At 76.5% G+C, this 4,669-nt stretch carries 1 protein-coding gene; it reads right to left on the minus strand.

What is annotated here, in order from left to right:
* Positions 1–4,669, minus strand: a 4,669-nt coding sequence (locus AB0M46_RS51055) for an SDR family NAD(P)-dependent oxidoreductase (protein ID WP_363348977.1), incomplete at both ends; no start/stop codon positions are given.

The raw sequence follows: 4,669 nt of genomic DNA on the forward strand, positions 1-4,669 counted from the left end.
GTTGCCGCCGAGGTAGCCGAGGCCCACCGTGTAGAGGCTCCACAGCAGCGCGCCGACGGCGATGGCGGGCAGGAAGCGGCGGCGGCGTACGCGCCCTGGTTGCCGCTGCCCCACACCCCGGCGCTGGAGGAGAACAGGACGAAGGCGGTGAGGTGCGCGCCGGCGGTCAGCTCGTGCAGGTGGTCGGCGGCGGCCGCCTTGGGCCGCAGCACGCTCTCCAGGTGCGCGGCGGTGATGGCGTCGACCGGATCGTCGTGGGCCACGCCGGCCAGGTGGAACACGGCGGTCAGCGGCCGGTCGGCCGGAATGCCGGCGAGCAGCGCCCGGACCGCCTCGCGGTCGCCGGCGTCGCAGGCGACCGCCTCGACCCGGGTGCCGGCCGCGGCCAGTTCCTCGGCGAGCGCGGCCAGCCCGGGGGCGTCCGGGCCGCGGCGGCCGGCGAGCAGCAGGTGCTCGGCGCCGTTGGCGGACAGCCAGCGGGCCAGCGTCGCCCCGAGCGCGCCGGTGCCGCCGGTGACGAGGACGGTGCCGGGGCCGGCCCGCCAGGGCTCCCCGCCGGTCGGCGCACCCGCGGTGGCGCGGACCAGGCGGCGGACGAAGGCGCCGGCGGCGCGGATGGCGACCTGGTCCTCGCCGCCGCCGGCCGCCGGGTCGGCGATGACGGCGCCGAGCAGGGCGACGGACGTCGCGTCGGGCTCGTCCGGGAGGTCGACGAGGCCGCCCCAGCGGTTGGGGTGCTCCAGGGCGGCGACGCGGCCCAGGCCCCACGCCTGGGCCTGAACCGGGCGGACGGCCGGACCGTCGACGGGCAGGCTCACCGCGCCGCTCGTGAGGCACCACAGGGGCGCGGTGACGCCGAGGTCGCCGAGGGCCTGGACGAGCAGCGCCGTGCCGGCCAGCCCGGCGCTCGCCCCCGGGTGGTCCGGGTGCGGCCGCTCGTCGAGGGCGAGCAGGGAGACCACGCCGGTCAGCCCGGCCGGGTCGTCCAGGAGCCCGGCCAGCCGCCCGCGGTCGAGGTCGGACCGGCCGACCACGCACGTGCGGACCTCGGCGCCGGCGAGCGCCTCGGCGACGGCCGGCGTCCACGCCTCGTCGGCGGGCGCCACGATCAGCCAGCGGCCGGTCGGGGCGCCGGCGAAGGCGCGCGGTTGCCACGCGACCCGGTAGCGCAGCGCGTCGATCCCGGCCTGGGTCCGGTGGCCGCGCCGCCATCCGGCGAGCAGCGGCAGCGCGGCCCGCAGGGCCTCCTGCCCGCCCGCGTCCCCGGCGACGGTGGCGGCCAGGGCGTCGAGGTCCTCGCCCTCGACGGCCGCCCAGAAGCGCTCGGTGTCCGCGTCCGGCTCGCCGCCACGACGGGTGCCGGTCAGCCAGTAGTGCTCGCGCTGAAACGCGTACGTCGGCAGATCCACCCACCGCCCCTCGGCGAGCGGCCACTCAACGCCAACCCCGCGGGTCCAAAGCCGCGCAACGGCCTCCATCACCCCGAGTGGCTCCGCAACCCCCTTACGGACCACAGGGATGCACTCGTCCACCACGGGCGTGAGCACCGGCGTGGGACTCACTTCCAGGAACGTGACCGCCCCCATCGCCGCAACGCTCTCGGCAAACCGCACCGTGTCCCGCACATGCCGCACCCAGTACCCGGCGGAAGTCCACTCCTCGGAAACCACCGGAATCTGCGGCTGAGAAAACGTCAGCTCGGAAACCACCTCGGCGAACCCGGGCAGCATCGGCTCCATCAACACCGAATGAAACGCATGCGAAACCTGCAACCTCCGGGTCCGCACATGCAACTGCGCGACCACCCGATCCACCGCCTCGGCGGCACCGGACAACACCACGGCGTCCGGACCATTCACCGCGGCGAGACCAACATCGCCGTCCAACAGCGGCGCCACCACGTCCTCCGACGCCGCAACCGCCACCATCACCCCACCCGGCGGCAGCGCAGCCATCAACCGACCCCGCGCCGACACCAGCGCACACGCGTCCTTCAGCGACAGAATCCCCGCAACGTGCGCGGCCGCGATCTCACCAATCGAATGCCCACCAACCACATCCGGCCGGACACCCCACGACTCGAGGAGCCGGAACATCGCCACCTCGAACGCGAAAATGCCGCACTGCGCGTAGAAGGTGTTCGCCAACCGCTCCTCGTCGCCGCCGAACACCACCTCCGGCAGTGACGGATCCAGCTCCGCACACACCTGTGACCACGCCTGCGCAAACACCGGGAAGGTCTCGATCAGTTCACGGCCCATACCCAGGCGCTGCGCGCCCTGGCCGCCGAACACGAAGCCCAGGCGACCGGGCCGGACCGCACCTTCGACCATTTCGTCACCGAGGAGGACCGCCCGGCGATCCAGCGCCGCCCGGCCCCTGGCGAGGGTCCAGGCCACGTCGGCCAGCGGCACGTCGTCGGAGAGGGACGCCTTGAGGCGCTCGACCTGCGCGGACAGCGCGCGGTCGGTGCGGGCCGAGACCAGCAGTGGCACCACCGGAACCGCCGGCGCGGGGGGTGTTGGTTGCGCCGGAGGGGCCTGCTCCAGGATCACGTGGGCGTTCGTGCCGCTGACGCCGAACGCGGAGACGCCGGCCCGGCGCGGGCGGCCGGCCGCGGGCCACGGGCGCGGATCGGTCAGCAGCTCGACGGCCCCGGCGGACCAGTCCACGGCGGGCGTCGGCCGGCCGGCGTGCAGGGTGCGGGGCAGGGCGCCGTGCCGCATCGCCTGCACCATCTTGATGACCCCGGCGACGCCGGCGGCGCCCGAGGTGTGGCCGATGTTCGACTTGATCGAGCCGAGCCACAGCGGCTCCGCGCGGCCCTGCCCGTAGGTCGCGAGGAGCGCCTGGGCCTCGATCGGGTCGCCGAGGGCGGTACCGGTGCCGTGGGCCTCGACGGCGTCCACATCGGACGGTGCGAGCCCGGCGGCGGCCAGCGCGGCCCGGATCACCCGCTGCTGCGACGGGCCGTTCGGGGCGGTGAGGCCGTTGGAGGCGCCGTCGGAGTTCACCGCCGACCCGCGGACCACGGCCAGGATGCGGCGGCCGTTGCGGCGGGCGTCCGACAGGCGCTCCAGCAGGACCAGGCCGGCGCCCTCGGACCAGCTGGTGCCGTCGGCGCCGTCGGCGAAGGACTTGCAGCGCCCGTCCGGTGCCAGCCCGCCCTGGCGGCTGAACTCCACGAACACCTTCGGCGTCGGCATCACGGTGACGCCGCCGGCGATGGCGAGGGAGCACTCGCCGGCCCGCAGCGCCTGGCCGGCGAGGTGCAGCGCCACGAGCGAGGACGAGCACGCGGTGTCGACGGTCAGGGTCGGACCTTCCAGGCCGAAGGCGTACGCCACCCGCCCCGACACCACGCTGGTGAGATTGCCGGTCAGGTAGTGCCCCTCGATCTCGTCCGGCACGTCCCCGCCGACGTAGTCGGGCTGGGTGGCGCCGACGAACACGCCGGTCCGCCCGCCGCGCACCGAGGTCGGGTCGATCCCGGCGTGCTCGAGGACCTCCCAGGCCGCCTCCAGCACCAGCCGCTGCTGCGGGTCCATGGCGAGGGCCTCGCGCGGCGAGATGCCGAAGGCGGCGGCGTCGAACTCCCCGGCGTCGTGCAGGAAGCCGCCCTCCTGCGACTGCGAGCGCCCGCGCAGGTCGTCGAGGTCCCAGCCGCGGTTGACGGGGAACGGCGAGATCACGTCGCGCCCGGCGGCGACCAGGTCCCAGAGGTCGTCCGGGCCGGTCACGCCGCCCGGGTAGCGGCAGGCCATGCCGATGATGGCGATGGGGTCGCCGGCGACCGGCGCGGCGGCCTCGACGGCCGTGGCGGCTTCCCCGCTCACCTCGGCGAGCAGCATCCGGACCACCGCGTCGGGCGTCGGGTGGTCGAAGACCAGCGTGTTGGGCAGCGCGAGCCCGGTCGCCGCGGAGAGCCGCCGCCGCAGCTCGACCGCGGTCATCGAGTCGAAGCCGAGGTCCTTGAAGGCCCGCCCGGGCTCGATCGCCCGCCCGTCGCGGTGCCCGAGGACGGCCGCCACGTGCTCGGCCACGACCGCGAGCGCCGCCCGGTGCCGCTCCCCCGCGCTCAGCCCGGCGAGGGCGGCGGCGAACGCGCCCGGCGGCTCGTCCGCAACGGTGGCGGCGGCCTCGGGCGCGGCGCCCCAGGGCACGTCGAGCACCGGCAGGCCCCGGGCCCGCAGCCGGTCGGCCAGGGCCGCGGTGTAGGCGGCGGCCGCGGCCGCGGGGCCCTGCCCGGGCGCGCCCCACAGCCCCGCCGCGGCGGTGACGAAGACGAGGCGCCGCCCTTGCCGCTCGGCCCGGTCGGCCACGGCGCGGACCTCGGCGAGCCGCACCGCGATCAGGGCCTCCACGTCGCCGTCGGCCAGCAGCGCCGGCTCGGCCGCGAGGCCGACGTGGACGATGGTCTCGGCGTCCGGCTCGGGCACGAGGCTCGCCCCGGCCGCCTCGAGCCGGGCGGCGACGTCGTCCACCGGCCCGGCGCCGGTGACGTGCACGGCGCCTCCGGGTGCCCACGGTTCGCCGGCCGGCACGACGCGGCGGCCGAACACGCCACCCGCGCGCACGGCCAGCTGGTTCTCGCCCGGCCCGGCGGCCAGCGCCGCGCGGACGCGCCGCCAGGTGCCGGCATCGGCGTCGGCGGGCAGGTCGACGACGC

This window comes from Dactylosporangium sp. NPDC051485 (assembly GCF_040682015.1).
Classification (GTDB): domain Bacteria; phylum Actinomycetota; class Actinomycetes; order Mycobacteriales; family Micromonosporaceae; genus Dactylosporangium.